Source organism: Leclercia sp. UBA2479 (genome assembly GCF_002341985.1).
In the GTDB taxonomy this organism is placed as follows: Bacteria; Pseudomonadota; Gammaproteobacteria; order Enterobacterales; family Enterobacteriaceae; genus Enterobacter; species Enterobacter pneumoniae.
Map to the genome: position 1 here is coordinate 441,817 of NZ_DDPB01000009.1, position 23,575 is coordinate 465,391.

General features: G+C 55.6%; 20 protein-coding genes. 9 read left to right on the top strand and 11 right to left on the bottom strand.

Features of this window, described 5'->3' with window-relative positions; genetic code table 11:
* Window positions 1-100 precede the first annotated feature (100 nt).
* Window positions 101-292: a hypothetical protein gene (locus B3B59_RS11805; RefSeq protein WP_046885276.1), complete on the top strand. Its 192-nt coding sequence runs from the start codon at window positions 101-103 to the stop codon at window positions 290-292.
* Here B3B59_RS11805 and B3B59_RS11810 read toward each other — a convergent pair.
* A complete protein-coding gene (locus B3B59_RS11810) occupies window positions 289-741 on the bottom strand; it encodes an acyltransferase (RefSeq protein WP_046885275.1) in 453 nt (150 codons plus the stop codon). The genes B3B59_RS11805 and B3B59_RS11810 overlap by 4 nt on opposite strands.
* A 237-nt stretch (window positions 742-978) precedes the next feature.
* On the opposite strand from B3B59_RS11810, the gene B3B59_RS11815 reads away from it, so the two are divergent.
* Window positions 979-1,935 (top strand): sensor domain-containing diguanylate cyclase, encoded by a 957-nt coding sequence (locus B3B59_RS11815; protein WP_046885274.1) that lies wholly within the window; start codon window positions 979-981, stop codon window positions 1,933-1,935.
* A 77-nt stretch (window positions 1,936-2,012) separates the two neighbouring features.
* Here the strand turns inward: B3B59_RS11815 and B3B59_RS11820 are convergent, their stop codons facing one another.
* The 7 genes from B3B59_RS11820 to opgC all read right to left on the bottom strand — a co-directional run bounded on the left by B3B59_RS11820 (window position 2,013) and on the right by opgC (window position 8,892).
* Window positions 2,013-3,968: a putative bifunctional diguanylate cyclase/phosphodiesterase gene (locus B3B59_RS11820; protein ID WP_046885273.1), complete on the bottom strand. Its 1,956-nt coding sequence runs from the start codon at window positions 3,966-3,968 to the stop codon at window positions 2,013-2,015.
* Window positions 3,969-3,984: 16 nt separating this feature from the next.
* Window positions 3,985-4,479, bottom strand: a complete 495-nt coding sequence (locus tag B3B59_RS11825; RefSeq protein ID WP_046885272.1) for a molybdopterin-dependent oxidoreductase — start codon at window positions 4,477-4,479, stop codon at window positions 3,985-3,987.
* A gap of 287 nt (window positions 4,480-4,766) precedes the next feature.
* Window positions 4,767-5,204, bottom strand: coding sequence for an ATP-binding protein (locus B3B59_RS11830; RefSeq protein WP_286809069.1), 438 nt, complete (start codon window positions 5,202-5,204; stop codon window positions 4,767-4,769).
* 7 nt (window positions 5,205-5,211) lie between these two features.
* Complete coding sequence (locus B3B59_RS11835; RefSeq protein WP_046885271.1) at window positions 5,212-5,550, bottom strand: STAS domain-containing protein; 339 nt, start codon at window positions 5,548-5,550, stop codon at window positions 5,212-5,214.
* Window positions 5,547-6,755 (bottom strand): PP2C family protein-serine/threonine phosphatase, encoded by a 1,209-nt coding sequence (locus B3B59_RS11840; protein ID WP_046885270.1) that lies wholly within the window; start codon window positions 6,753-6,755, stop codon window positions 5,547-5,549. Before B3B59_RS11840 ends, B3B59_RS11835 begins: the two co-directional genes overlap by 4 nt.
* A 9-nt stretch (window positions 6,756-6,764) precedes the next feature.
* A complete protein-coding gene (locus B3B59_RS11845; protein ID WP_040075444.1) occupies window positions 6,765-7,664 on the bottom strand; it encodes a hypothetical protein in 900 nt (299 codons plus the stop codon).
* Window positions 7,665-7,674: 10 nt separating this feature from the next.
* Window positions 7,675-8,892 carry an OpgC domain-containing protein gene (gene opgC, locus B3B59_RS11850; RefSeq protein WP_286809070.1) on the bottom strand — a complete coding sequence of 406 codons (1,218 nt, stop codon included), beginning with the start codon at window positions 8,890-8,892 and terminating at the stop codon, window positions 7,675-7,677.
* 284 nt (window positions 8,893-9,176) lie between these two features.
* On the opposite strand from opgC, the gene B3B59_RS11855 reads away from it, so the two are divergent.
* Genes B3B59_RS11855 through B3B59_RS11885 form a run of 7 tightly spaced genes read left to right on the top strand, consistent with a single transcriptional unit; the run spans window position 9,177 to window position 20,539 of the window.
* Complete coding sequence (locus B3B59_RS11855; RefSeq protein WP_286809071.1) at window positions 9,177-10,991, top strand: glycosyltransferase family 2 protein; 1,815 nt, start codon at window positions 9,177-9,179, stop codon at window positions 10,989-10,991.
* On the top strand, window positions 10,988-12,319 hold the full coding sequence (locus tag B3B59_RS11860) for a DUF3131 domain-containing protein (RefSeq protein WP_286809073.1): 1,332 nt from the start codon (window positions 10,988-10,990) through the stop codon (window positions 12,317-12,319). The genes B3B59_RS11855 and B3B59_RS11860 overlap by 4 nt, the downstream gene beginning before the upstream one ends.
* Window positions 12,316-13,863 (top strand): DUF3131 domain-containing protein, encoded by a 1,548-nt coding sequence (locus B3B59_RS11865; protein WP_046885265.1) that lies wholly within the window; start codon window positions 12,316-12,318, stop codon window positions 13,861-13,863. Before B3B59_RS11860 ends, B3B59_RS11865 begins: the two co-directional genes overlap by 4 nt.
* Window positions 13,848-15,242 carry a DUF3131 domain-containing protein gene (locus tag B3B59_RS11870; RefSeq protein WP_286809074.1) on the top strand — a complete coding sequence of 465 codons (1,395 nt, stop codon included), beginning with the start codon at window positions 13,848-13,850 and terminating at the stop codon, window positions 15,240-15,242. Before B3B59_RS11865 ends, B3B59_RS11870 begins: the two co-directional genes overlap by 16 nt.
* The gene (locus B3B59_RS11875; protein ID WP_040075438.1) at window positions 15,239-15,673 is read left to right on the top strand and encodes a hypothetical protein; all 435 of its coding nucleotides are present in this window, start codon (window positions 15,239-15,241) and stop codon (window positions 15,671-15,673) included. The genes B3B59_RS11870 and B3B59_RS11875 overlap by 4 nt, the downstream gene beginning before the upstream one ends.
* 2 nt (window positions 15,674-15,675) lie before the next feature.
* Entirely contained in the window at window positions 15,676-18,348 is a 2,673-nt protein-coding gene (locus B3B59_RS11880) for a hybrid sensor histidine kinase/response regulator (protein WP_286809076.1), read from the top strand.
* The gene (locus B3B59_RS11885) at window positions 18,338-20,539 is read left to right on the top strand and encodes a glycoside hydrolase family 2 protein (RefSeq protein ID WP_286809077.1); all 2,202 of its coding nucleotides are present in this window, start codon (window positions 18,338-18,340) and stop codon (window positions 20,537-20,539) included. The genes B3B59_RS11880 and B3B59_RS11885 overlap by 11 nt, the downstream gene beginning before the upstream one ends.
* Before the next feature lie 83 nt (window positions 20,540-20,622).
* Here B3B59_RS11885 and paaY read toward each other — a convergent pair whose 3' ends face one another.
* The 3 genes from paaY to paaK all read right to left on the bottom strand — a co-directional run bounded on the left by paaY (window position 20,623) and on the right by paaK (window position 23,569).
* A complete protein-coding gene (paaY, locus tag B3B59_RS11890; protein ID WP_212475802.1) occupies window positions 20,623-21,219 on the bottom strand; it encodes a phenylacetic acid degradation protein PaaY in 597 nt (198 codons plus the stop codon).
* Between the two features lie 10 nt (window positions 21,220-21,229).
* The gene (gene paaX / locus B3B59_RS11895) at window positions 21,230-22,165 is read right to left on the bottom strand and encodes a phenylacetic acid degradation operon negative regulatory protein PaaX (RefSeq protein ID WP_046885260.1); all 936 of its coding nucleotides are present in this window, start codon (window positions 22,163-22,165) and stop codon (window positions 21,230-21,232) included.
* A gap of 87 nt (window positions 22,166-22,252) precedes the next feature.
* On the bottom strand, window positions 22,253-23,569 hold the full coding sequence (paaK, locus tag B3B59_RS11900; RefSeq protein WP_212475800.1) for a phenylacetate--CoA ligase PaaK: 1,317 nt from the start codon (window positions 23,567-23,569) through the stop codon (window positions 22,253-22,255).
* Window positions 23,570-23,575 lie beyond the last annotated feature (6 nt).

The window sequence follows — 23,575 nt, forward strand, 5'->3', positions numbered from 1 at the left end:
CTCACTCCCTATTGATAACTTCAAACAATTTTTTAAATGTCCGCTCCTGCCACAAAGCGGGCATTTAGCCACGGCAGATGTGTCATAAAAGAAAAGAGTCGTGCAGCGCAATGCTACAGGCAGCCTGATTAAGATAAAGAAAGCAGATCCAGGGTATAAATATCAGGCTGAAGAAATTCCGGGGCAGTTAATCGAGGGCAAAAAGCATCCCTCTCTGCCCGAGCAAAAAGAGACCATAATCACCCAAAGGAGACATGACTCTGAACCCGATAGTGACAGAGATAAAACTTAAAGATTTCTCAAAAGCCTGGCGGGATTGCCCGCGTACACCCCTTTTATAAGCACAGGTTTGGTCACCACGCTGCCTGCACCAATCACCGCCCCACTGCAAATCTCCGTGGTTAAAATGGTTGCTCCACTGCCGACTGTTACTGCGTCGCCTAAGACAATATCTATCCAGCTTTCTGCAGACGCATCCGGACCGCCACGCTTGAAAAGATCATTAGCAAAGGTTACACCATGGCCAATAAAGCAGTCGCTGCCTAAGGTAACGTTCTCACAGATGAACGAGTGGGACTGTACCCGGGTTCTGTCGCCTATAACGCATCCCTTTTGTATTTCGACAAAGGGTCCCACGAAAACATCGTCTCCCAGTTCACATTCATAGATGTTTACCGGCATAACGACTTTCACATTTTCACCGTATTTTACGTCACGAATGCCGCTTTCAAGCACTTTCATATCCGCGGGCTCCTTTCTCAAAATGATTCGGCACAGTATGAGCAATGGCTCGTCCCTCTCCTGTTCAAACATGCCGGGCGAGGTTATTACTCAAAACAGGAATAAACCCTAAGGCAATAAAACCCAGGCGTCCAGACAGGCAGGCCGATTCTGCTTATCCTATACTCAGTAAAAAAGGTTTAGACTGAATTTCGGCTATGTACCGCCTGCGAAATTCACAGAAGTTATTGAGGTCGTATGAAATTCCCCGGCGTACCGGAAAATGAAGAAGAAAGATTAAAATCGCTTTATCTCGCAGACCTGCTTGATACCCGAGACGATGAACGTTTCGACCGTCTGACCCGTCTTGCCCGGAAAATCTTTCAGGTGCCGGTGGTGCTTATCAGTCTGCTGGATCGCGAGAGACAATGGTTGCTTGCCTGCGAGGGACTCGGCATCCGGGAGACGCCACGTAATATCTCATTCTGCGGCCATGCCATTTTGCAGGATGGGGCATTCATCGTAAACGATGCCACCACGGACGATCGTTTTCACGATAATCCTCTGGTCACCGGTGAACCTTACATCCGGTTTTACGCCGGCTATCCGGTGCATCTGCCCTCCGGTGACGTCGCTGGCACGCTTTGCCTCATCCATACCCACCCTCGCCCCTTTAACGAGGATGACATTGCTTCCCTGAAGGACCTGGCATTCATTGTTGAAGATGAGTTTCAGGTCATTGGTATGGCAATGACCGACAGCCTGACGGGCATAACCAATCGCCGGGGGTTTTACCGAACAGGAGAAAAACGCTTCCGTAATCTCAATGAGCGTAATGCGGCGTTCAGTCTTATCTTCTTTGATCTGGATAAATTCAAACCTATCAACGATCTCTGGGGGCATGCTGAAGGCGATGAGGTGCTGAAAGTCTTTTCAAAGTTGCTGCTACAGTTCCTGAAACCCGGTGATATTGCAGGTCGGTTGGGTGGCGATGAATTTGCCGTGCTCATTACCCACCGCAGCGATACGGATGCCTTTCTGCATGCCCTGCGTCAGGGGGTGGAGGAATACAACGAACATTCCGGTAAACCGTACAATATCAACTTCTCATCGGGCGTTCTGCACAATGACCCGAATAAGTACGCATCGCTGGATGAAATGGTTAAAAAAAGTGACGAAGTTATGTACTCCGTGAAGCGCAGGAGACAGCTTTAAACGCCCTGCCCTTTACTCATAAAGGCCTACGCACCAGGCCCGGGGCTTAGACATGCGAAATGTGGGCCCCCTGCCCCTCAGGACTGCACGCTTAACAGCCGCGATTTGCCAATCCGGATAGCGTCATCAATACAGGGTTGAGGTTTACCAAACAGATACCCTTGCGCGAAGTCGCAACCCAGCGCCTGCAGGCTTTCCAGCTGCTCCTGCGTTTCAACACCCTCTGCCACCGCTTTCATATCCAGTGATTTGGCCATGCCGGTGATCAGTTTGATGATATTCAGCGCATCCTCCTGGGCGGAGAGGGAGTGCACGAAGGATTTATCAATTTTGATTTTATCGAAGGCCAGCCGGCTCAGGCGTGAAAGAGAGGAGTAACCCGTACCAAAATCGTCGATGGAGATTTTCACCCCCAGCGCTCTGAGCTTGTTAAGGGTATTCATCGGCGTATTGTTCTCTGTAAAGAGAGACGACTCCGTAACTTCCAGTTCAAGGCGCTCGGCCGTAAGCCCTGTCTCTTTCAGAATGGCAAGCACAACCGAGGCAAAGCTTTTACTGCCAAGCTGGACCGGTGAAACATTGACTGAAATTTTAGCCGGAACCGCCCAGGAAGCCGCTTCCCGGCAGGCCATTTCCAGCACGGATTTGCCCATCTCATTAATCATTCCCGTTTTTTCGGCGAGCGGAATAAAGGTATCCGGCGACAGCAACCCTTTCTGCGGATGTATCCAGCGAATAAGGGCTTCGTAGCTGTAGATTTCACGGGTGAACGAGTCAACAATAGGCTGATAATAGACCACGAACTCTTTATTGGTTAATGCCAGCGCCATATCATGCTCGAGGGTGCGGCTTTCTTGCAGCTTATCTAGCATGCGTTGGCGGAAGACTTTAATCTTACCTGAGCCCTCATTTTTAGCTTCATACAGGGCCAGATCGGCAAATTTGTACAGATAATCGGAGCGGCGTTCCGTTTCGGAAATAACAATACCGACGCAGGAGGTAATATTGATAATCGTGTTATAGATTGTGTAGGGCTGATTAATAGACTCACTTATTTTTTGCGCACGCGATATCGCACGGCTTTCCGTCAGGCCACTCGAGAGCAAGGCAAACTCGTCTCCACCCAGGCGATAAAGGGTATCTGTCGTGAGGCTCATCGACATCAGACGGTGAGCGATCTGGCGTAATAACATATCGCCCGCATCGTGGCCGTAAGTATCATTGACCTCTTTGAAGCGGTCTAAATCAAATAACATCACCGCCACGGGAACATTATTTTTCTGCGCCAGAGTGATGGCTTCGTTTAAATTCTCCCAAAAACATAAACGGTTATTCATTCCCGTCAGTGAATCATGATAAGCGTCATATTCCAGCTTCGCATTCTGGATTTGCAATTTTTCTTTTGATTTTTGCAGCTCTTCCGCCAGGGCCTGCACCTGAAGATGCGCCTTGTGAATATTCCTGTTCTGAATGAATATTAGCCCCCCCAGGATCGCACTTAAAATGATCAGCAGGACGGATGTCGCGGAATAAATATAATACAGCGTTTGAATTTTGCTGTTAGTGCCATTAATGGAGTTAACATCCTTATCGATGGCACCGGAAGAGAGACGGCTCAGCGGCGCATCAAGCGCATGCATCCCTTTCAGGTAGGTTTCGAGCTCTGAACGCGTCATTTTCTCAAGATGCGCATCCAGATAATTGAGACTCTCTTCAAGTTGAAAGGCGAGCGCCTGATGCGCTTTATTACTTTTTATATAGTGTGCTAAATCGCCCTCTTTCAGGAGATTACTCTGGCTGAGCATAATATCGAGACGCATGCGCACTTCGTCGATCGGCATAGCTTCATCAAGCGCGTAAAGGCCGAGCCACGATTCAAATCGGTAGTATTCTGAAACCAGCTGGGCAGCAGACCATGAATCGGTGTAGTGAGTCAGTTTCTGTAACTCTTGTTGCCTTTCATGCACAAGATAAGAGATATACCCGGTAGATATAAAAAGAAAAAAAATGATGCCAGCCAGTATTCTGTTCATGCTGCTCCTTGAACCACTACTCAATGCTCATTCTGCTGACCTGCCATGCCGATCGTGAATAGAAAATCTGATTATTCAGTTCAGGCATGCTGTCATAGGGATACACAACAAAGAGCGGGCCTTTATCACGGATACGCATGTACTCCCCGTTAACTTTCATCGCCAGGATAACATTGTATTTTTTGAAATCACTGAGTGGGATTTCGGTGGTGTAATCATTGAGCGCCGTCACCTTAACAAGCGAACCTTTAGCCCCGACATAATCCATCAACTTTTGCAGAGAGATGCCCGTAAAGGTCGTACGACCGTTATACCAGGGTGAGGTGGTCTGGAAAGTGACCATGCCCAGCTTCTCAAGGCTGGCGACATCGAAAACAGCTTTCCCGTCTTCGTTGGTGTTCTCAATATTACCGGAGAGTGTTAAAAGCACTTTTCCTGTCGGTTTGGGAAGTTCACCCGCCCAGACCTGGCTTGAGACCATTAAACTTAACAACATCGCGATCAACCGCATCCTAACCTCACCTCTCAGACAGACGTAGTAGAATTATAATTTAGTTAACATGTTATTAATATATCCTGCATGACTATTCTTAAGGCAACTGATTCATAAATATTATAATTTATCAAAATCAGAAGGTTGCCCTTTCTTTTATTTTGTGAACTTGATATGGCCACACCGTTGCCAATAATTAAGCCCTGCTAAACCTTATTGTCACTGTACAAATAAAATCCGCCTGTTAACTCAGCGAAACATCGCACTATGACAGTGAGTATTGTCTCTACCGCTTTAGCGTCACTTTATTTTCGAACGACCAGCTCTGGCGCGTAAAATTTTTGCAGCGTAGTAAAGTTCCCTACCTGGACGCGTTCCACCTGAAAGGTATCCACGCTTAACAAAATAAGCTTCAGCCCCCTTCCGCTCTCGGCGAACAGATCGCTCTCCTGGAATGACTCGTTGCGCGCGTCGGCGAGACGCCCGGCAGGAAAAGGATCCCCCGCGTCAGTAAAGTGCAACGTCACGCTTGAGGCTGTGGTGATAAAATCCACATCAAAACGGCTGTTCTCATCTTCATGCAGCGCATAACGAATGATATTGGTCGCGGTCTCACAGACCGCGAGGTCAAGCGCAAAGCGCCATTCATCATTTACCGGCAACGGCGCCATGAGCTGCGCAAGCCACTCCGCAAGTTGCGAGATTGACGTTAATGAGGCCGGAAGCGAAAGGGAACTCTTCACAAGCCACTCACTGATTAAGCTGAGCAAGCGCCGCGGCGCGATCCGGGCAGATACGAAAAATGCGATCCATCCGGGTCAGAGTGAACATATTGCGGATACCCGGGTTCAGTGCGCACAAGGTCATTTCACCTTTGCCGTTCATCATTTTCAGAAGAGAAACCAGCGTTCCCAGACCGCTGCTATCGATAAAATCGATTTTGCTAAAATCCACAATCAAGGCTTTTTGGTCATCGCCAATCTCGCGGGTAATGGCTTCTTTAAAGGCCGCCGCAACCGAGGCATCCAGCCGGCGTACCGACGGCGTCAAAATATTGACGTTGGGCTGCCGCTCCGTATCGATATTCATACCTTTTCTCCTGTCTGTTCAATCACTAAAAGTGAAACATCATCGGCCATCGTCCTCTGCTCTTCGCAATCCCCGCTGCGCCAGTGGATAAGGTGCTGAGCGAACTGCGGCAGCAGGCTATCCAGTGCGAGCGTGGCCCCTTCCTGTAGCCAGTGTTGCAGGCGCGCCTCACCATACTGCTCGCCATCAGGGTTTTCACACTCGGTAATGCCATCGCTGAACAGGCAGAGCCGCTCTCCCGGCGCGAGAGTGAAGTTCACGTCGCTCCAGCTCAGGTCGGGCATCAACCCCACCGGCGCGCCCCCATGGCCGACCGTTCTCACCTCACCGGCAGGGTTAACGATGAAGGGGGTAGGATGCCCGGCCTGACAAAGCTTGCCCTCTCCGGTTGCCAGATCGATAACGCCATAAATCATGGTGAAGTAGCTCACGATCTCCACCTCATCACTGCAAAAGCGGCTGTTCAGGATCCGCACCACCTCAGAGGGCGACGCCACCTCGTTATCACCGGTAAAGAGGAAACGTTCCACCGCCCTGCCGTGCAAAAACTGGCGGGCAACGGCGAGAGACATCATCGCCGCGCCGACCCCATGACCGGACACGTCCACGCAGTAAAATCCCAGATGATTATCCAGCGGGAACACGTTAAAGATATCGCCGGAAACCCAGGCCGAAGGCAGGAAGATCCAGTCAGAAAAATAATCGCGATAGCGCAGCCGGTGCGCGGGAAGAACCGACTGCTGAATGCGCGCCGCCACCTCAAGGTCTTGCTCAATCTGGCGCAGGGCCTCGCTCAGGCGCGCGTTACGCGCGGCAAGCGTGGCTTCAAGAGAGAGCACCCTGGCCCCCGCGTGTAGTCGCGCCCGCAGTTCCCCTTGTTCCACCGGCTTGCTGAGAAAATCATCCGCCCCGGCATCAAACCCGAGCGTCAGATCCCCCGGATCTTCACGGGCAGTCAGCAATATGACGTAAACATAGTGGCCAAACTGGCGGCTGCGAATCTCCCGGCATAATGTCAGGCCGTCCATCTCGGGCATCTCCCAGTCGCTAATGACCAGGCTTACCGGCTGGTTTTGCAGGATCTCCAGCGCAGCCACGCCGTTTTCCGCCTCGCTGACGACATATCCCCACTGCGTCAGCATTCGACTGAGCAAACGCCGATAGACCGGCGAATCTTCAACAATCAGAACGTGCTGAACTCCCATTGCGTCACCTCAAAGCGGTAAGAACCAGATCAGGCTGACCGTGCCTTCACGAAACTTGCCATTGCCGCTCTGGTGGCCCGGGTAACGGGTGCCGGAGTAGTTGGCGTACTGAATAGAGAACGAGCCCGGCGTATAGCCCGCGTAGCCAAAACTATAGCTATAGTCGCCGTTCCAGGGTTGCTGCTGACTCCTGTCCGGGAACCAGAATGCCGTCGCGCGCACGAAGAAATGTTGTTTGAAGGTGTAACCGCACCCACCCAACATCACGTTCTTATTTTTACGGATGTCGTTGCTCTCCAGATCGTAATAACGCGGTACCCAGCTGTACCCCGCCTGGCAAATTATGGAGTCCCCCTTGTTGATCAACAGGGCGTTTTCTACCGGCTTCGGCAATGAGAATTTATAGGCCAGCGTTACGGCACCCTGTTCAAAATAGGTGTGCCGGTGATTGCCGGAGGTCCAGAAACGGTTATCGCCATAGTTGCTGTAAACCAGGCTGAAGGTATTGGCATGCCAGTCGTCATAGCCAAAGCTATAGCGAAAATCAGCGGTATAGCGGCTGGTATCCGTCACGGGCAGACGTGACGTTACGTTGGCAAACCAGTAGCTGTAGGGGGAGTATTGCAGACTAAGGTTCAGCGTCTGGTTATATTTCCTTTTCTGCTCTGCGCTGTCCGAGCTGTTTGGGATAGACATCCACTGCTCTTTCAGCCCGGAACTAAAGCTTAGTGCGCCGGAAAAGACATCCTCATTCCCCGAGAAGAGCCGTCCCCAGCGGCTGGTGAATACCCCCGCCTGCACCGGCTCGCCGTCTTTATCACGCAACGTTTGTCCCTCTTCCTTCTGCGCTGCTTCAGTGCTCACACTGGCACACAGTAGCGCGCAGGCCAGCCAATATTTTTCCCGCATCTGCCCTTCCTTAGTTAGGTATCCAGCGCGCAGCGACGTTGTATTTCGCCATGAGCCACAGCACGGTCAACGCTGCTGCATGAACGAAGGTGTTGACGAGCCAGTCCTGACGCCAGAGATCAAAGGTCACAAACTGGCTTACCGCGAGCACAACATAGACATGCAAAATAAAGGTATATAGCGAACGTTGCCCCAGCGGGATGAGGAACCAGCCGGCCAGCCGGTTAAGGGGCACCCAGCACCAGGTTAACAGCAGATAGACCGTCACCATCAGGCTGATATCGTTAAGGACCCGCACCGGCCCAAGGCCATTTTTTGCCGCCCAGGTATGGTAAAACGCATTGAAATCCGCCGGCGGGATGGTGTGCATCAGGAGGGCGGGCGGCATAAAGGGGTTCGTATGGTTCTGGGCCACATACCCCAGTACCAGCGCGATCGCCACCAGCGCCACCACCACCGCTTTACCGGGTGGGGTGCGGGCAAACGAGAGGAGCTCCGCTTTGTACCAGCCGCTGCACATCCCCAGTACAAAAATAAACTGCCACGCCAGTAGCGGAAAAGCGAACTCAAACTCAGACGGCGTAACGCGCACTGGCCAGCGCTGCCAGCAGCAGTAGACCAGCAGCGATAGACCCAGCAGCCAATAGACTTTTCCGCGTTGCAGCATCCCTAAAAATAGCGGGCTTAAGAGCAGCAGAAAAATATAGAGACCGAGGATCTGCGTCTGATGAGGGCCAATTTGCAGGTAGAGAACAATGTTAAACCAGGTCTCTTTAATTTGCGGCGTGACGGGATAGAGTGACCAGGTTGTGCCAGAAAAGCGATCGGTAAAATGCGTTACTTCAAACACGTTAATAAAAGGCAAATACCCTAATAAAAGAAAGGAGAGAATGATAATAATATTTACCCGGTATATTTTCCACGCCCGGAGAAAAAGCCCCCAGGAAATAGTAAGCAGAACCGTTTTTTCCAGTCTGGTACGATTCAGCATACCTAGCATAAATCCGGAAAGAATAACAAACCCCTCGGCACCGGTAGTCAGACCAAAACGCTCCCAGGTAAATATATTAAATATTGACATCACTTCGGTATGTGCAACCACCATCATGACCAGCGCAATACCGCGCATAAAATCAATGCGCAAGTCGCGATTACCCGCCAGTGAGTACCGCCAGCATATTGATTTAACGCTTTTTTCTTGGGTTATCGCCGGCGCAATCTGGCTCATAGTGAGTCCTGTTATCTATCCTGAAAAAGCCGCGTATCACTTATTTAGATAGCGTATATGCGTTCATCTGGCAATGAATGAAGCGAAGCCAAAAAGGCTTAATAATAAATAACAATCATTTTAGCCGCCCTACACTGTTGCAATTCCCGGTCTGGAATATTTTTCTTCGCCATCTACACTGATTTTATCGATTGTATTTATAAGCGTTAATTTGCGTGGCACTCCACACTGTCGAAAGCAGGTGTTAATTCAATTGTCATCGTGGAATCAGGATATCCTTAACTATGGATTTTTATTTTTCCCGTTTTGAACATCGTCGGCCGCCTGAACCGCTCCAGTCGCCGCGCTGGGTAATAATGACCTGGCAAGTATTAGCGGTTGCCGCGCTTATTCTTGGTGCTAATTATATCTACTGGCGCTGGACAGCCTCACTGAATACCGATGCGCTCTGGTATGCCATTCCGCTGGTGCTGGCAGAGACTCTGGCCTGGATCGGTACGGTGCTGTTTACCATTAATTTGTGGAAGGAAGAGGACCCTGCGCAAAATCCGCCGCCGGTTGAGATCAACGACTGTCTGAGACCCGAAGACGCAGAAGACGTAAGGCCAATCAAGGTCGACCTTTTCATCGCCACCTATTCCGAAGATGTGGAGCTGGTCAGGCTCTCGATCCGCGATGCCCTGAAAGTCACCTACCCCGGCCCGCTGGATTTTAAGGTGCACGTGCTGGATGACGGACGACGCCCCGAGATGAAGGCCGTTTGCGAACAAGAGGGAGCCAACTACATCACCCGACAGACCAATATTGGCTTCAAGGCCGGTAACCTGCGCAATGGGCTTGAACAGACCGACGGTGATTTCCTGGTAATTTGCGATGCCGATACCCGCGTTTTTCCGACGCTGCTGAGCCATACGCTCGGCTATTTTCGCGATCCGGACGTCGCCTGGGTACAAACCCCGCAGTGGTTCTTCGACCTGCCGGAGGGTGAAAACCTCTCACGCTGGCTGGGGCGCAGAGCGGGTAAAGTGGGCTACGGGCTGGGATGGCTGGCGCAGAAATTCATCGGACCGGTCACCGTTGGCCGGGACCCCTTCTTCAACGATCCGCGCATGTTCTATGACGTAATTTTACGCCGCCGCAACTGGGCTAACGCCGCATTCTGCTGCGGCGCAGCCTCGATCCACCGGCGCGAAGCGGTGATGCAGGCGGCGTTACGAAGCTATGTCTGGGCTGTCGAAGAGGAGATCGACCGCCATACCCGCGATATACGCGATCCCGCGATGCGCGAAACCCTGCAGGACGCCATGCGCCCGCACGTTGCGTTCGATACCGAGCTTACCCCCTATAAGTTTCACGTTTCCGAGGATATCTATACCTCGATCCTGCTGCATGGCGACAGCGCGCGTCGCTGGCGCTCGGTGATGCACCCGCGTATTGAATCGAAAATGCTCTCCCCGCAGGACATGCTGACGTGGATGATTCAGCGCTTCAAATATGCCGCGGGTTCGCTGGATATTCTTTTCCACGATAATATTTTCAGCCGCCGCCGCTTTAAGCTCTCGTTGCCGCAGACGCTGATGTACGCTACCACCTTCTGGTCTTACATGGCCTGCGTGTGGAATACCGTATTTCTGATCTCCCCCATTATTTATCTTTTTACCGGTATTCCGCCCGTCTCCGCCTGGTCTGAGCCCTTTTATCTCCATTTCCTCCCCTTTTTCATTGTCTCCGAGCTGGCATTTATGTTTGGCACCTGGGGCATATCGGCGTGGGACGGCAGGGCCTCTTATCTCTCGTTTTTCTCCATGAATCTGCGCGCGTTAAACACGGTATTGCGCGGGGAGCAGATTAAGTTTCATGTCACGCCAAAAGAGCGACAGACCGGCCGCTTTCTCTATCTGGTGAAGCCGCAAATCGCCATTGTCGTGCTTACCCTGGCAGGGCTCATCTGGGGAGGCATTCAGGTGGCGCGAGGGGAAGTAGACGACCCTTCCGGCTACGTCATTAACATCTTCTGGGGTGCGGTCAATATTGCTGCCATGCTGCCGCTGATCCTGGCCGCCATGTGGACGCCGGCTGAAGAGGAGGCGCAGCCATGAGAAAACGCGATGCGCTGCTGTCCGCCCGCAGTTACCTCACAATTTTGATCGGCTTTCTGCTGGGGTTCGCCATTGTTGTCTGGGTAGAAAAACAGATGCCAACGCGTGTCGAAAGCAGTGCGGGAATGAGCCTAAGTAATGATTTCCCTCCGCTTCCCGCCCCGCGTGAATTGACCTTTGACGAGGCTATCTGGGCGCGCGTGGCATGGCAGTATTATGTGAATAATACGCAGCCGAACGGCCTGGCCAACGCACACGATGGCGAACCCTGGTTCAGCCTGTGGAGCACCGGCAGTTACCTCTTTGCCATGATCGCGGCAAAGCAGCTCAACATTCTGAGCGACGACGAGTTTGATGAACGCGTCACCGCCGCGTTGTTTACCCTGGGCCAGCTGCCGCTTAATCCGCAGGGGTTGCCCGCTGCCTATTATCATGCAGACACGCTCCACATGTTAGGTAAGCCGGATCCCTCCGCGATAGGCATGGGCCGCCTGCTCAATGCCCTGCAAACATTGCTGTGGCGTTATCCTCAGCACGCCGCCGCCGTGCGCGATCTCTTTAACCAGTGGAAGGTGGCGGCCTTAATTACCAATAACACCGCGACACAGGCCGCCGCGCCGCTTCATCACTGGGCGCTGGCGGTGGATGAGCCCAGAAACAGCTTCGGTTACCGCTTGTATGCCAGCCATACGCTGCGGCTCATCGACAGCGCAGCGGGACTGGCGGTCACTAACCCGCCGGAGGGGCAGCAGATGATTGACATCGACGGCATCATGGTGCCTGACGAAGGGCTGCGCACCCCCTGGGGTCGTCAGCCCTCTCTGATCAGCCTTCCCTATCTGTTAACAGGCCTCGAACTGGGTTTTGACGTCCAGAGCGCGGAGATTACCTGGCGCATTATGCAGATCCAGCAGCGCCGCCACGGCCTGCGGGTCAGCAAGCCCCCTATCAGCACCGATTATGCCGAGCCCACCCCGGACTATGTGAACGATCTGCCAGACCGCCAGCCGCTGCAAAACAGCGCCCTGCGCGATGCCACCCCCGAGCAGACGGCTATCACCTCTACCCGTACCGCCTTTGCATGGTATGCACTGTTCCGCAATGGCTGGAGCGAAGCCTTGCGCCAGCAAGTGCAGAAATTGCAGGTACCCGGTAAGGGCTGGCAGCGCGGACTTAATCTCAACAGCAGCGTAAACGACATCGTAGACGGCGACACTAACGCCATCGTGCTCGAAAGCCTGGCCTATATCGTTCACGGTCAGATGTTATGTCTGGCCTGCCTCGGCCCCGCCAATCCACCTACTTCGTCAGCAGGAGCTAAGCCATGAAGCTGAAATCGTTACTCTATTTTCCTCTTCTGGCCGGGCTTATGGCGTGCTGGCTCACCCTCTCTGCGGCGCAGGCCACCACCGGGCTACCGGCTTCCGAGTACGAACCGCGTAGCGGGGAGCTGAATGCGCGGGAGATGGCGATTGCCAAAAACGCCTGGCAATATTTTGTCGCCAATTACCAGCCCACCACCGGGCTGGTGAATGCCGTAAATAAATACCCCTCCACCACCATGTGGGACAGCGCCTCTTATATGGCTGCCATGACGGCAGCCCGTGAGCTGGGGATCATTGATAAAGCCGAGTTCGATCGCCGGATGCTGAAATTACTCGCCACCCTCAACAAGCTGGATTTGTTCCGCAACGAGTTACCTAACAAGGCCTACAACACCATCACCGGGCAGAAGGTTAACTACCAGAACAAGCCTGGAGAAATTGGCTTCTCGGCGCTGGATATCGGCAGGATGTTGATCTGGCTGAAGGTGATTAAAGAGCGCTATCCGGAATACGGCAACAGCATCGATAACGTGTTACTGGGATGGAATTTCACCAACGTCATTAACCCCTGCGGCATGCTGTACGGCGCTTACCTGGAAAATGGCCAGCCAAAGTATGTCCAGGAGGGGCGCCTCGGCTACGAGGAGTATGGCGCGGCGGGGTTCTCGCTGTGGGGCTTTGGCACGTGTCAATCCAGCCAGCCTCAGCCCTATGAGCTGGCAGAGATCTACTGTGTGATGGTGCCTTACGATTCGCGCGATCCCCGTATGACCAGCCAGCACAACTATGTGGTCACCGAGTCTTACGTCCTCTACGGCCTGGAGTTTGGCTTTGATAAGCCCGAGGATCGGGATAACACACCGCGCGACTACTCGCACCCCTGGATGAAAAACTTCGCTGACCGGGTCTACCAGGCCCAGGAGAACCGCTACGCGATTACCGGGGTGTTAACCGCACGCTCCGAGCATCAGCTCGATAAGTCCCCCTACTTCGTTTATGACACCGTCTTCAGCGACGGCTTTAACTGGAACACCATCACCGATAAAGGCCAGTACGTACCCAATACCGCGGCCATTTCGCTGAAGGCGGCGCTGGGTATGTGGGTCTTATGGGACTCGCCCTATACCGACCGCCTGCTGGACGCCATCGAAAACGCTAACGAAGCGGACAAAGGCTATTACGAAGGGCTGTACGAAAACGGTGATGGCCCCATTAAAGAGTTCACCGCCAATAATAACGGCATCATGCTGGAGTCGCTGCTGTTTAAAAAAGAGGGCAAATTGCTGCAGTACAATACTGACAACCCGAAAAACCGCGATTTCGCCCCTTCGCTCTGGGACAAAAAGCTGGTGGATCTGTTTGAGCCGAATAACACCGCGCGCAATCGCCCCTTCCTGAACAGTACGCCGGCCGTCAAAACCTGGTGTGAACAGACCGGCACTACGCAGCGGACGAAACCCGCCTGCCAGGCTTGCCAGTGCGCCTCTTGCAACGCGGATGCGCCCGTTAAATTACCCCCGGTGACCGCGCAATGCTTAAAACCCTAGCCCGCTCGCTGGCGGTCTCTGCTGTGGTATTGGTCGTCCTGCTGGCGCTGTTCAGCCGGGAGGGCGCCGGGTGGCGCTGGTTAACCAAAGGGGGCTGGCACACCACCGCACGTATCGATGCCCTCACGCCCCAGGAGCGGGAGTGGGCGCGTATTGCGTGGCGCTATTTTGAAAATAATACCCAGCCGCAAACCGGGTTAGTCAACGGTAGCGACAAACAGCCGCGCGTAACCTTGTGGCAGATGGGCGATACGCTTATCGCCCTGCTGGCCGCCCGGGATCTGGGGCTGGTTAACGAGCCTGAGTTTGATGCCCGGCTGACCCGCCTGCTGGGCACGCTCAATCGCCTGACGCTAACCGACACCCGCACGCCGGGCAGACTTTATTCCACGCAGACGGCGTCCCCCATTGATTTCAGCGGTAAGCCAGCGAAGAGCGGCTGGTCGGCAAAGGATATGGCGCGACTCATGCTGGCCCTGCGGCTCACCGCTGAGCGCGCTCCTCAGTATCGCGAGTATCTGGATAAGATCATTCTGCGCTGGAACTTCTGCCCGGTCATCGACGATGAGGGAGAGTTGCGCTCTGCTTCAATGCAGAACGGGCAGCCGATGATTCGCGACGAACTCCGTCTCGGTGAGAGCGAATATGCCGCCAGCGCGTTTCGTCTGTGGGGGTTTGCTCCCGACAAGGCGCTAAACCCGCCGTCGCAGCATGTCATTCTCTTTCAGCGTCGGCTCGCCGTTGATGCCCGCGACCCGCGCACCACCTGGCAACCCTCGCTGCTGACCACCCTTCCCGCCATGCTACCGGGGCTGGAGTTCGGTTGGCAGATGCCCGGCGTCTCCTCCGATCTGCAAAAAACGCTGCGTACCCGCGCCGAAGGGATATGGCTCAGCCAGAAAACGCGCTGGGAGCAAGATAAAGTCCTTACCGCGCGCGCCGACTTTTATCTCACTCAGGCTCCCTGGCACGTTGAGGATACCGTCTGGGGGAATGGCTATGCCTGGAACACGCTGGGAGACGATGGAAAATATTATCCCCGGCTGGCACAGGTGTCGACCAAAGCGGTTTTTGTGCTCTGGGCGCTGTGGGATAACGACTACACCGACAGCCTGATGGCAGTGACTCGCCATCTCAATCGCCCGCAGCAGGGGTGGTTCGAAGGTCGCGTCGAGGCAACCGGGGACATTAACCCCACCCTCACCCTCTCAACCAACGCCATGGTGCTGGAAGCCCTGCTGTACAAACACAACGCCGGGCCGCTGTTTGAAAACGGTCTGGTGGATAACGCGGGCTATTTCTCGCGCCGCACGTCAGATACTTTCAACCCGCCCGGCCTCTGTCTTCCGGGTGAACGGGCCGCGAGGGCCACGCCATGAAATTCTACCGCGACCTCTTTGAGGCAAGCCTGAACCGCGTCATCGCCGGGCACGACAGAAAACGCTTTTTCGAGGCCTTCTGGGACACCTTCATTCATATGTCCCCTGAAACGGAGCGGCACTTCGCCCGTCGCCCGGAACAGGAGGGCCAGCAGATGATCTACAAAAGCTTCTTCGCCATGCTCGCGGTCGACGGCGTGCTGTTTGTACCCGATTTTCTCGAACGGCTTGCCCGGGAGCAGAGCGATGAAGGGCTGCGCCTGCCTCCGCGCTTTTTTGCCCTGTGGCGAGAAGCGATGCTCAGCACCGTACGCACCCGCGACCCGCTCTGCGATGAGGAGATCCTCACGGCCTGGGCGATGGCGATAGCGCCCGGTCTGGAATATCTGCGCCGCCAGGCGGAGCTTCACTATCAGGCGGGAGACGACTAACTATGCCATCCACCTCTCCTTTCGATCTGAACGCACTGCCCATGGGGGTGATGATCTATGATGCGGCGGAACGCCTGCAGGGCTGGAATGACAAGCTTACCCTCTATTATCCCGTCATTACCCCCTGGTTAACCGTTGGCGCCACGCTGGAGAGCCTGGCCGAGAAATTTATTGATTCGGGCTATCACATCGATCCCGTCCGTCGCCGCACCCTGCGCGACGCGATCATCCGTAACTGTCGTCAGCCGAACCACCGTGAAGTGCGGCAATCCGGAAACCGACGGCTCTATGTTCAGCACCAGCGACTTAACGATGGCGGCATTATCAGCCTGCATACGGATATTACCGGGCTGGATGAGGCACAGCGCTCACGCCACCAGCTACACGACGATTTTTTACTGACCGCAGAGACAATCCAGATAGGTATCTGGGACTGGCAAGTCTCCCAGGACAGCCTGCAGGTCAACGATACGCTGCTGGCGATGGTGGGCCAGTCGCGCGTGCAGTTACACTACCCGCTGCGCTTTTTGCTGAATCTGGTTCATGCCGAAGATTTGGCCACCCTGCGTAACGCGATGACTGCCTCAAAAAAGGATCACATGCCTGTTTTTGAATGTGAGATACGCGTTCAGCATCCGACCCAGGGCTGGCGCTGGATGCTCATCTCAGGCCAGGTTGTGACCCTCAGCATGCAGCAAGAGGCTGAACGCGTTATCGGCACGCTGCAGGATATTACCCGGCGCAAAGAGGCAGAGCTTCTCGCCATTGAGGCGGCGAAAGTCGCTCAGGAGGCCAACGAGGCGAAAAGCGCGTTCCTCGCCAACATGAGCCACGAAATCCGTACCCCGATGAACGGGATCCTCGGCATGACCCAGCTCTGCCTGGACACGCCGCTGAATCCAGACCAACGGGAATACCTGACGCTGGTAATGAGTTCGGCCCAGTCGCTACTGCACATTATCAACGACATTCTCGACTTCTCGCGCATTGAGTCGGGCAAGATGTCGGTCGATGAAGAACCGCTGGAGATCCGCCCTTTCGTTCAGGCGTTGATTCGTCCACATATGCCCGCCGCCAGTGAAAAAGGCATTGAGCTGCTGGTGGATATCGCCCCGGCGGTACCGGAAGTGCTGATGGTGGATGGCCCGCGGCTGCGTCAGATCCTGACCAACCTGCTGGGTAACGCGCTTAAATTTACCCATCAGGGCGAAGTGCTATTGGTCATTGAACCGGGCGCTGAACCCGATCAATGGCGCTTTCGCATTCGCGATAGCGGGATCGGCATACCGCCGGAGAAGCAGAAAAAAATCTTCGAGGCCTTCAGCCAGGCGGACAGTTCCACCACCCGCCGCTACGGCGGTACCGGGCTGGGATTAACCATTTCGGCCCGACTGGTTAGCCTGATGGGGGGAGAGCTCAGCGTGCAAAGCGAACCGGGAGTGGGCAGTGAATTTGCCTTCACCCTGGTGCTGCAAAGCCAGCAGGCTGCGCCGACCAGCGGCGATACCATGACGGGCTTTAACGGCGAACGGGTGCTGGTGGTTGACGATAACAGTACTAACCTGCGCCTGCTCGATACCATGCTTCGCCAGATGAACCTGACGCCGACCTGCGTGAATAACGCGAAAGAGGCGTTACGTCTGGCTGGCACCGACGCTGGCTGGCCGCTCATTCTGCTGGATGCCCAGATGCCGGATATGGACGGCGTCTCCCTGGCGCTGGAGATCACTGTCCTGCCGCAGGGTGAGCAGAGCCATATCATCATGCTCAGTTCAATGAGCCGCCATTTTGATGCCAATATGCTGAAACGCATTGGGATCGCTCATTATTTGCATAAGCCCGTTGCCCATCGCGAACTCTATCACGTCATTGCCAGCGTCCTTGCCCCCGCGCCTGCTACGGCTCCGCCGCCGACCGCCGCCGAGCCGGCCACAGAGGTGGGTGGACTGAACATTCTGCTGGCAGAGGACAACCTGGTGAACCAGAAAGTCGCCAGGCGGTTGCTGGAGCGGCTCGGCCACCGGTGCGAAGTGGTGAATAACGGCCGGGAAGCGCTGACGCGCTGGCGCGAGCAGCCCTGGGATCTGCTCTTTATTGACCTGCAAATGCCCGAAATGGACGGTGAGACCGCCCTGCGCCTGATTCGGGAAGAGACGCGCGCGCAGGGGCGCAGCCACCAGCCCGCCATCGTGATGACCGCCCATGCCATGCAGGGTGATAAAGAGCGTTGTCTGGCGATGGGCTTCGATGGCTATATTGCCAAGCCGGTGAATCAGGAAGCCTTGCAGCAAGAGATCGCGCGCGTTGGTGTCGGGATCGATAAGGGACTGCCGGACGAGGCGCGCCTGCTCAGGCAGTGTGCAGACGATCCTGACCTGGTGCAGGAGCTGCTGCTGTTATTCAGTACCGGACTTGACGAGTCGATAGCCGCCATCGTGCAGGCTATCGACAACGACGATCGCGAAGCGCTGCGCCGGGCGGCGCACAGGCTGCGCGGTGAAGCGCTCACCCTCGGCTTCACCGGCCTGACCGAAACGCTCCAGCAGCTTGAGAGCGAGGCGGCATCGCTGGATCTGGCCGGGCTAAGCGCGCTACGACGCGAGCTTCTCGATGAGGCCGGGCGCAGCGCGACATGGCTACGCCAGCGGGTTCAGGAGGTAAAACATGATCCGTAAATTGCTCGTGCTGCTGATGGTCACTCCGCTGCTGGCGCAGGCCAGCCAGCCCGTCACCTGGTCGCTGGCAGGTCAATGGCGCGTACATGATGCTAACGACGAGACCTTCGACGGAGTGAACACCCCGGACCGTCACTGGCGCGCTATCCAGGTGCCCGCCAACTGGTACAGCGCCGGATATGACCACCAGGGTGCCCTCTGGTACCGGCATGAATTTTCCCTTCCCGAACGCGCACCCGATACCATGGCGACGCTGGTCTTTGACGGCGTGGACTATTTCGCCGATGTCGTACTGAACGGCAAAGCGCTGGCCCGCCATGAGGGGTATTTCCAGCGTTTCCCGGTGGACGTCAGCGACACGCTACGCCGCCATAACCGACTCGCCGTCAAGGTGAACAGCCCATGGGAAGATCCCAAAACCGTCTGGCCGCTGCACAAAACCCAGATGAAAGGCATCCTTAATCAGCATGACACCCGCCCCGGCGGCGCGTGGTCTGAGCACGGGCAGGATGCCAACTCCGGCGGGATCTGGGCGCCGGTGAAACTGCACCTGAGCCGCGGTGTGACCATAGACGACGTGATTCTGCGCCCGGACTGGCGCGACGGACTGGAAAACCCTGTTTTTCGCGCCGAGATCCGCTACCGGGCCCTCACGGCCGGCTCTGTGACGCTGCGCCTCTCTGCTGCGCCAGATAATTTCAACGGCCAGCGCATTGAGCAGACCTTTTCGGTAAACCTGACGCAGGCGAACGGCAAGCCCCAGAGCCTGAACGTCAGCCTGCCGATGAAGGGGGCCAGGCTGTGGTGGCCAGCAGGGTATGGCAAGCCAAACCTGTACCGGGTCCGCGCCACGCTGGTGGATGACCAGGGGGTGATGGACACCGCTGTCACGCGCACCGGATTACGCAAGCTGGAAGAGCAGCCTGACAATCAAGGCTGGCGCATCAACGATCGACGGCTGTTTATCAAAGGCAGTAACTATATCGGCTCCCCGTGGCTCGGCACCCTGACGCGCCAGAAGTATCGCCGGGATTTCACGCTGGTGCAGAAGATGAATGCTAACGCGATACGCGTGCACGGGCACGTAGCCGGTCGCGCCCTCTATGAAGTGGCCGATGAGATGGGGCTAATGATCTGGCAGGATGTGCCTCTGCAGTGGGGCTACGACAACAGCGACGCCTTTGCCGATAACGCCGTGCGGCAGACTCGCGACATGATGGCGCAGTTCGGCAACTCGCCGGCAATCATCGTCTGGGGCGGCCATAACGAACCGCCCTGGAACTCGCCCTGGATGGAAAAACGCTTCCCGGACTGGAATAAAACCCTGAACCAGACGCTGACGACCCGGGTGGCCGATACGCTGGCAGAGGACCGTTCGCGCATTGTGCACCGTTTTTCCGCCGTTGAAGAACACTACTGGGCCGGATGGTACTTCGGCACGCCGCGCGACCTGCTTGCCCCGGCGAAGACTGCGATCATCACCGAGTTTGGCGCCCAGGCGCTGCCCCGGCTGTCGACGCTAAAAACCATTATTCCTGCTGACCTGTTATGGCCGAAAAGTACCGCAGCCGACGACCCAGGCTGGACGCGCTGGAAATACCATAACTTCCAGCCCTTCCAGACCTTTAAATTTGCCGGAATACCGCGGGGCAACAACATTCAGGAGATGATTAAGAACACCCAGGAGTATCAGGCGCAACTGGTGGCCATGGCCGCCGAGAGCTATCGTCGGCAGCGGTATCAGCCTGTCACAGCCCTCTTCCACTTTATGTTTGTGGAAACCTGGCCCTCAATTAACTGGGGGGTGGTGGATTATCTGCGTAAACCGAAAGCGGGTTACTATGCGTTGCAGCGCGCTTATCAGCCAATTCTTCCCTCCATTGAACCCCTTAGCGCAACCTGGCGCGTGGGGAGTGAGGCCAGAATAGGCCTGTGGGCGATTAACGATAGCTGGGAAGCCTGTGACGCCTGTCGCCTGACGTGGCAGGTGAAGCAAAACGGACGCGCCCTGGCGAAAGGGAATATGACCCTGACGCTCCCTCCCGATTCGGGTAAAAAGGTCAAGGAGATCGCGGTGACCCCCACCAGCCAACACAAGGTCACGATCGAGTACCGTATCGAGCATCAATCAGGTGCGCTCGCGGGGTTAAACATGCGAGAAGAGAACGTTGCGGCGCAGAGCGCGCGTTAAGGCAGGGTGAAATGGGTAGTGCGGCCGTTCTGGAGAACGCGTTAGTGAATCTCCTCAGCCGCACCCTTTCATGCAATGCAGCGTTAGCGGGATGATTTTGGCCGCAGGTTTTCATCAAACACCAGCCGCTGACGTCCCGGCTCCACTTCCCGCAGCGGTTCCACCTGATGCAGGGTACGCTTACAGCGATCCACCAGCACCTGATACTCCCGGGTGCCCTGCTTCTTCCAGGCCATTTCCTGCTCCGTCAGTGCGCGGATGGCTTTCGCCGGGCTGCCGATAATCAGGTACCTGGCGGGCATTTCCGCCTTCGCTTTCACAAAGGCCGCCGCGCCGACAATGCTGTTTTCGCCAATCACCGCACCGTCCATGATCACCGCATTCATCCCCACCAGCGCATTTTTGCGGATAACGCAGCCGTGCAAAATGGCGCTGTGGCCGATATGTCCGTCCTCTTCCACAACGGTATCCTGCTCGGGAAAGCCGTGCATCACGCAGTTATCCTGCACGTTAGCCCCGTCTTTCACCACAATGCGCCCGAAGTCGCCGCGCAGGCTGGCATTGGGCCCGATATAGACCCCTTTGCCAATAATCACATCGCCAATCAATACCGCAGTCGGATGAACATAGCTCTCTTGCGCCACGACCGGCGTCAGACCATCTATTTGATATACAGGCACATAACCTCCGTTACGCGCTGGTCAGGCCGCCAAAGCGTTGCCAGTAAAGCGAACCCGGCGCAGGCAGTTCACCCACCGTGGTCTCGCCCTTTTCACTGACAAACGCCAGCGCCCCGGGCGCCACGCGTTGATAAATGTTGATGCAGAGTTGTCGCGCCGTTTGCCCCGCCCAGTGCGGTGGGAGCAACTCCTCCGGCAGCAGCGGATCTTTAAGGATCACGCGACGGTAAAAATGGATCAGTAACAGCTGGATCTGAAAACAGCGCTCAGGCGTTAACGCCTCCGCAGAGGCTTCGCGCAGCAGCGGCAGTAGCGGCCTGAACGAGTCGATAAAGCTTTCGTACATCAGGTTCTGTTCGCTTAAATGCCAGCACTCTTCGACACGGGCACGCAGCGCGGCACGAGAAAGCGCCAGGGGGGTGTGCGCTTCAAAACAGATGACGTTATCTGCCACCCCCGCTTCATGCAGCAGCGACTGCACGTCGGCCAGCTGCTGGGATGGCGAAGCCATCAGGCTCGGCGCCAGCGTGCCAAACCCCTGCCAGATGAGCTGCTTTTTCACCTCATTGAGAGTGGATTTATCCAGCCCCTCTGACAACAACAGCAGCCACTTACCATCCCAGGCGGGCTGTTCCGCCCGGTAAATTTTGTGTTCCGCGCGGCGGGTTAAACGCAGCCCCTTGTCACTCAGTCGATAAAAACTGCGACGTCCAATGCGCGCCACGTCCAGCCAGCCCTCTTTGTTCAGGCGAAACAGTGCGGTACGCACAAAACGTTCACCAAATCCCATTCCTTCCAGCAGCGCAGCCAGGCTACCCAGCCAAATTTCCCCGCCACGATGGGAGAGCGCATCGCCATACAGGGAGGCAATCAGTGAGGTTCCGCTCACGGGTACAGAACTGACCGCATGCTGGATAAAGTCGTCGAGTTTACTCATGTGATTCATTCTGCAGTTATTATGAGTGAGGATGAATCATAGCACAGCCGAAAAGCGTCTGGCCCGCCCCTAAAAGAGAGAGGGCCAGCGTCAGGATTAGCCGTTGGCGGCCATTTTCCGCAGGTCGAATACGCGACAGGCTTTTCCTTCGGAACGTGGGATGCTGCCACAGTTCACGATAGTGACATCGGTCGAGATCCCCACCATCGATTTAATACGATGGCGCAACTGGTGGCAGACCTGGCAGCGCTGTTCATGGCTGAGCATCAGACTGCTCTGTTTCAGCTCGACCTTCACGCAAAGTGAATCAAGATGGCCGTTACGGTTCACTTCCAGCTGGTAATGCGGCGAGAGATGTTCAAACTTGACGATCTCCTCTTCCAGCTGGGACGGGAAGACGTTAACGCCGCGAATGATGAGCATGTCGTCACTGCGTCCGCTAATCCGATCCATCCGCCGCATGGTGCGCGCCGTCCCCGGCAGCAGGCGCGTCAGGTCACGGGTGCGATAGCGAATCACCGGCAGCGCCTCTTTGGTCAGGGTAGTGAACAGCAGCTCGCCCTGCTCGCCGTCCGCCAGCGGGGTACCATCGTTCGGATTAACGATTTCGGGATAGAAATGATCTTCCCAGATGGTCGGACCGTCCGCGGTTTCAATGCACTCCATCGCCACCCCGGGTCCCATCACTTCCGACAGACCATAGATATCCAGAGCGGTAATGCCGAGGCGTTTTTCGATTTCGCAGCGCATCGCCTGCGTCCACGGCTCGGCACCAAACACCCCGACCCGCAGGGAACATTGACTGGCGTCGCCACCCATTTGACGCTCCAGCTCTTCGATCAGATTCAGGCAGTAGGAAGGTGTGACCATAATCATATCCGGCTGGAAATCACGGATCAGCTGGGCCTGTTTTTCGGTCTGGCCGCCGGACATAGGGATCACCGTCGCCCCTAAGCGCTCGGCGCCATAATGGGCACCCAGCCCGCCGGTAAAGAGCCCGTAGCCGTAGGCGACGTGAATTTTATCTTTTGCGCTGCCGCCCGCTGCACGCAGCGAGCGCGCAACCAGGTTGGCCCAGTTATCGATGTCATTCTGCGTATAGCCCACGACCGTCGGCTTTCCGGTCGTGCCGGACGAGGCATGGACGCGCACCACCTGCTCCATCGGCACGGCAAAAGTGTCGAACGGATAGTTATCACGCAGATCTTGTTTAGTGGTGCAGGGGAACTTGCGGATATCCGCCAGCTCTTTGAAATCATCAGGGTGAACGCCCGCCGCATCGAATTTGCGTTGATACATCGGGACGTTGTCGTAAGCGTGTTTTAGCGTCCACTTCAGACGCTGGGTTTGCAAAGCCTGCAGTTCATCAACGGAGGCGGTTTCAATCGGATCAAGCTTTGTTGTCGTTGTCATTGTAGG

Excerpts from the sequence above, each read along its gene's own strand:
- B3B59_RS11810 (WP_046885275.1), bottom strand. The coding sequence starts at position 741 with ATGAAAGTGCTTGAAAGCGGCATTCGTGACGTAAAATACGGTGAAAAT.
- B3B59_RS11815 (WP_046885274.1), top strand. The coding sequence starts at position 979 with ATGAAATTCCCCGGCGTACCGGAAAATGAAGAAGAAAGATTAAAATCG.
- B3B59_RS11820 (WP_046885273.1), bottom strand. The coding sequence starts at position 3,968 with ATGAACAGAATACTGGCTGGCATCATTTTTTTTCTTTTTATATCTACC.
- B3B59_RS11825 (WP_046885272.1), bottom strand. The coding sequence starts at position 4,479 with ATGCGGTTGATCGCGATGTTGTTAAGTTTAATGGTCTCAAGCCAGGTC.
- B3B59_RS11835 (WP_046885271.1), bottom strand. The coding sequence starts at position 5,550 with ATGAATATCGATACGGAGCGGCAGCCCAACGTCAATATTTTGACGCCG.
- B3B59_RS11840 (WP_046885270.1), bottom strand. The coding sequence starts at position 6,755 with ATGGGAGTTCAGCACGTTCTGATTGTTGAAGATTCGCCGGTCTATCGG.
- B3B59_RS11845 (WP_040075444.1), bottom strand. The coding sequence starts at position 7,664 with ATGCGGGAAAAATATTGGCTGGCCTGCGCGCTACTGTGTGCCAGTGTG.
- opgC (WP_286809070.1), bottom strand. The coding sequence starts at position 8,892 with ATGAGCCAGATTGCGCCGGCGATAACCCAAGAAAAAAGCGTTAAATCA.
- B3B59_RS11855 (WP_286809071.1), top strand. The coding sequence starts at position 9,177 with ATGGATTTTTATTTTTCCCGTTTTGAACATCGTCGGCCGCCTGAACCG.
- B3B59_RS11860 (WP_286809073.1), top strand. The coding sequence starts at position 10,988 with ATGAGAAAACGCGATGCGCTGCTGTCCGCCCGCAGTTACCTCACAATT.
- B3B59_RS11865 (WP_046885265.1), top strand. The coding sequence starts at position 12,316 with ATGAAGCTGAAATCGTTACTCTATTTTCCTCTTCTGGCCGGGCTTATG.
- B3B59_RS11870 (WP_286809074.1), top strand. The coding sequence starts at position 13,848 with ATGCTTAAAACCCTAGCCCGCTCGCTGGCGGTCTCTGCTGTGGTATTG.
- B3B59_RS11875 (WP_040075438.1), top strand. The coding sequence starts at position 15,239 with ATGAAATTCTACCGCGACCTCTTTGAGGCAAGCCTGAACCGCGTCATC.
- B3B59_RS11880 (WP_286809076.1), top strand. The coding sequence starts at position 15,676 with ATGCCATCCACCTCTCCTTTCGATCTGAACGCACTGCCCATGGGGGTG.
- B3B59_RS11885 (WP_286809077.1), top strand. The coding sequence starts at position 18,338 with ATGATCCGTAAATTGCTCGTGCTGCTGATGGTCACTCCGCTGCTGGCG.
- paaX (WP_046885260.1), bottom strand. The coding sequence starts at position 22,165 with ATGAATCACATGAGTAAACTCGACGACTTTATCCAGCATGCGGTCAGT.
- paaK (WP_212475800.1), bottom strand. The coding sequence starts at position 23,569 with ATGACAACGACAACAAAGCTTGATCCGATTGAAACCGCCTCCGTTGAT.